Annotated in this window: 3 protein-coding genes and 1 pseudogene; 1 reads left to right on the top strand and 3 read right to left on the bottom strand. The window is 75.0% G+C overall.

The features are described from left to right. Positions 1-52 precede the first annotated feature (52 nt). Positions 53-829, bottom strand: a complete 777-nt coding sequence (locus tag J0670_RS33670) for an SDR family NAD(P)-dependent oxidoreductase (RefSeq protein WP_207816077.1) — start codon at positions 827-829, stop codon at positions 53-55. 163 nt (positions 830-992) lie between these two features. Here J0670_RS33670 and J0670_RS33665 point away from each other — a divergent pair, with 163 nt between their 5' ends. Then, the gene (locus J0670_RS33665; protein ID WP_207816075.1) at positions 993-1,655 is read left to right on the top strand and encodes an NADPH-dependent F420 reductase; all 663 of its coding nucleotides are present in this window, start codon (positions 993-995) and stop codon (positions 1,653-1,655) included. A gap of 11 nt (positions 1,656-1,666) precedes the next feature. Here the strand turns inward: J0670_RS33665 and galK are convergent, their stop codons facing one another. Both galK and J0670_RS33655 read right to left on the bottom strand, forming a co-directional pair. Beyond that, the gene (galK, locus tag J0670_RS33660) at positions 1,667-2,821 is read right to left on the bottom strand and encodes a galactokinase (RefSeq protein ID WP_207816072.1); all 1,155 of its coding nucleotides are present in this window, start codon (positions 2,819-2,821) and stop codon (positions 1,667-1,669) included. Continuing rightward, a pseudogene (locus tag J0670_RS33655) lies at positions 2,818-3,351 on the bottom strand (galactose-1-phosphate uridylyltransferase); the annotation flags it as partial. The pseudogene J0670_RS33655 and the gene galK, both read right to left, overlap by 4 nt.

Raw genomic sequence — 3,351 nt, 5'->3', positions numbered from 1 at the left:
ACGGCCGGGTGCGTGCCTGGTCCTGGCAGGACCAGGCACGCACCCGACGTGCTCAGGCGATGGAGAACGGGAGGGCCGGGACGAGGCCGCCGTCGATCACGATGTCCTGCGCGGTGATGTACGAGGACCGGTCGGAGAGCAGGAAGGCCACCGTCTCGGCCACGTCCTCGGCCCGGCCGAGGCGGCCGAGCGGGACCTGGGCGCGGATCGGTTCGTGGGCGGCCGGGTCGGGGACGGCCGCGTGGAACATCTCGGTGACGATGTAGCCGGGGCTGACGGAGTTGACCCGGATGCGGCGCCCGGCGAGTTCGGCGCCGAGGGTGCGGGCGAGGCTGAGGACGCCGGCCTTGCCGGCCGCGTAGGCGGCGGCGCCGGGGAAGCCGCGGTGCGGGGTCCAGGAGGCGTTGAGGACGACGGAGCCGCCGCCGGCCGCGTCCAGCAGGGGCAGGGTGTGCTGGACGGTGAAGAAGACGCCCTTGAGGTTGGTGTCGATGATCCGGGCGAACTCGGCCTCGCCGACCTCCTCCACGGGCTGGAAGCCGGCCACGCCCGCGTTGGCGAAGACGCCGTCGAGCTTGCCGTAGCGGTCGCGGACGGTGTCGGCGAGGCGGGCGAGGTCGGCGGGTACGGCGGCGTCGGCGCGCACGGTGAGGAGGCGGTCGCCGCCGTCGAGCCGTTCGGCGGCGCGGGCGAGCCGGGTGTCGTCGCGGCCGGTGATGACGACCCGGGCGCCGGTGTCGAGGAGGAGGCGGGCGGTGGCGAGGCCCATGCCGCTGGTGCCGCCGGTGATCAGGACGGTGGAGGAAGACGGAGCGTGGTTCGCGTTCATGCGCCCCACCCTCGCGCCGCGCGCCGGACCGGTACCAGGCCCGCCTCGACCATGGGTCCCGGAGAACCACCCTCCCGGGTGAACGGAACGGGAATCGCGGCAATCGCCGGGTGGTTGGCCCAGGGCGACGGGTTGTGTGGCACTCCCAGACGAGGGGCTTTCCATGAAGATCGGCATCATCGGCGCGGGCCAGATCGGCGGCAATCTGACCCGGCGGCTGACCAAGCTCGGGCACGAGGTCGCGGTGGCGAACTCGCGCGGCCCGGAGACGCTCAAGGCCCTGGCGGAGGAGACGGGCGCGAAGGCGGTGCCGGCCACCGAGGCCGCGCGGGGTGCGCAGGTCGTGGTGGTGACGGTCCCGCTGAAGGCGGTGCCCGACTTGCCCGCGGGCCTGCTGGACGGCGCCGCCGAGGGCGTGGCGGTGATCGACACCGGCAACTACTACCCGCAGCAGCGCGACGGCCGGATCGACGCGATCGAGGACGACGGGCTCACCGAGAGCCGCTGGACGGAGGGGCACCTCGGCCACCGGGTGGTGAAGGCCTTCAACGGCACCTACGCGCAGGACTTGCTGGACGCGCCGCGCCCGGCGGGCGATCCGGAGCGGATCGCCCTGCCGGTGGCGTCGGACGACGAGGCGGCCAAGCGGGTCGTCCGGGAGCTCATCGAGGAGCTGGGCTTCGACACGGTGGACGCCGGCGGGATCGACGATTCCTGGCGGCAGCAGCCCGGCACCCCGGTGTACGGGCTGCGCGCCGGGGTCGAGGCCGTGACCCGGGCGCTCGCGGAGGCGTCTCCGGAGCGCCCGGCGGCCCACAAGGCGTAGCCGGAAGGAGCTCAGCCCAACCGCCGTGCCCCCTCGGCCGGTACGGCGGTGAGGGTGCGCGGCACGGTGTACCCGGCGGTGCGGAAGGCCACGGTGACGTCGGTGGCGACGCGGTCGGCGGCTTCGGCGTCCACCAGGGCGATGACCGAGCCGCCGAAGCCGCCGCCGGTCATCCGCGCGCCGTACGCGCCCGCCGCCAGCGCGGCCTCGACGGCGAGATCGGTCTCCGGGCAGGAGACCTGGTAGTCGTCGCGCAGTGACGCATGCCCGGCGGTGAGGATCGGGCCGAGCGCGGCGGGGTCGCCGGCGTCCAGGTGGGCGACGGCGGCCTCGACGCGCGCGTTCTCGCCGACCACGTGCCGCACCAACGGGCGCAGCTCCGAGGGGAGTCGGGTCAGGGCGGCGGGGAGGTCGGCGGCGTCGAGGGCCCGCAGCGCGGGCAGCCCCAGCAGGGCGGCGGCCCGTTCGCAGCCGGCCCGCAGGGCGGCGTAGGCGCCGTCGCCCAGGTCGTACTTGACCCGGGTGTCGAGCACCAGCAGGGCCAGGCCGGCCGCCGCGAGGTCGACGGGCACCTGGCGCATCGCCAGGTCGCGGCTGTCCAGGAACAGCGCGGCGCCCGGGCGGCAGCACATCGAGGCCATCTGGTCCATGATCCCGCACGGCACGCCGACGAAGGCGTTCTCCGCCCGCTGCGCCAGCAGGGCGAGTTCGGGCGCGGAGAGGCCCAGCCCGTACAGGTCGTCGTACGCGACGGCCACCGCGCACTCCAGTGCGGCGGAGGAGGACAGCCCGGCGCCGCTGGGCACGTCGCTGTCCAGCCGGATGTCGGCCCCGCCCACCTCGTGCCCGGCGTCGCGCAGCGCCCACACCACGGCGGCCGGGTAGGCGGCCCAGCCGGGCACCGCGCCCGGGGCGAGGTCGGCGACGCGCAACTCGGTGACCGGCCCGCCGCCCTGGGCGGACCAGAGCCGCAGCAGCCCGTCCGTCCGGCGGGCGGCCTGGGCGCGGACGGCCTGCGGGAGGGCGATCGGCAGGACGAACCCGAGGTTGTAGTCGGTGTGTTCGCCGATCAGGTTCACCCGGCCGGGGGCGGCCCACTCCCCCTCGGGGGCCCGGCCGTACAGCTCGGTGAACTCGCTCGTTCCGGTGAAGGTGAAGGTGTTCACGAGGCGACCTCCCGCAGCCGTCGGGCCGCGTCCTCGGGCGTGACGTCGTTGACGAAGGCGTCCATGCCGGATTCCACCCCGGCCAGGTACTTGAGCTTGTCGGCGGTGCGCCGGATGGTGAACAGCTCCAGGTGCAGGGCGAGTTCGTCGCGCTGCCCGGCGGGCGCCTGGTGCCAGGCGGAGATGTACGGGGTGCGGCCACCACCGAAGAGCCGGTCGAAGCGCCGCAGCAATTCCAGGTAGACGGAGGGGAATTCGCTCCGCTGCGCGTCGTCGAGGCCGGTCAGGTCGGGCACCCGGCGGTGCGGGTAGAGGTGGACCTCGTAGGGCCAGCGGGCGGCGAAGGGGACGAAGGCCGTCCAGTGCCGCCCGGCGAGCACGACGCGCTCGCCGTGGGCGCGTTCGGCGGCGAGCAGGTCGTCGAAGAGGTTGCGGCCGGTGGCGGCGCGGTGTTCGGCGGCGCGTGCGGCCATCCGGGCGGTGCGCGGGGTGGTGAAGGGGAAGGCGTAGATCTGGCCGTGGGGGTGGGC

Origin of the sequence: Streptomyces sp. FH025 (genome assembly GCF_017427025.1) — a bacterium.
GTDB lineage: Bacteria > Actinomycetota > Actinomycetes > Streptomycetales > Streptomycetaceae > Kitasatospora.
This window is presented reverse-complemented; position numbering and strand designations above follow the sequence as displayed.

Excerpts from the sequence above, each read along its gene's own strand:
- J0670_RS33670 (WP_207816077.1), bottom strand. The coding sequence starts at position 829 with ATGAACGCGAACCACGCTCCGTCTTCCTCCACCGTCCTGATCACCGGC.
- J0670_RS33665 (WP_207816075.1), top strand. The coding sequence starts at position 993 with ATGAAGATCGGCATCATCGGCGCGGGCCAGATCGGCGGCAATCTGACC.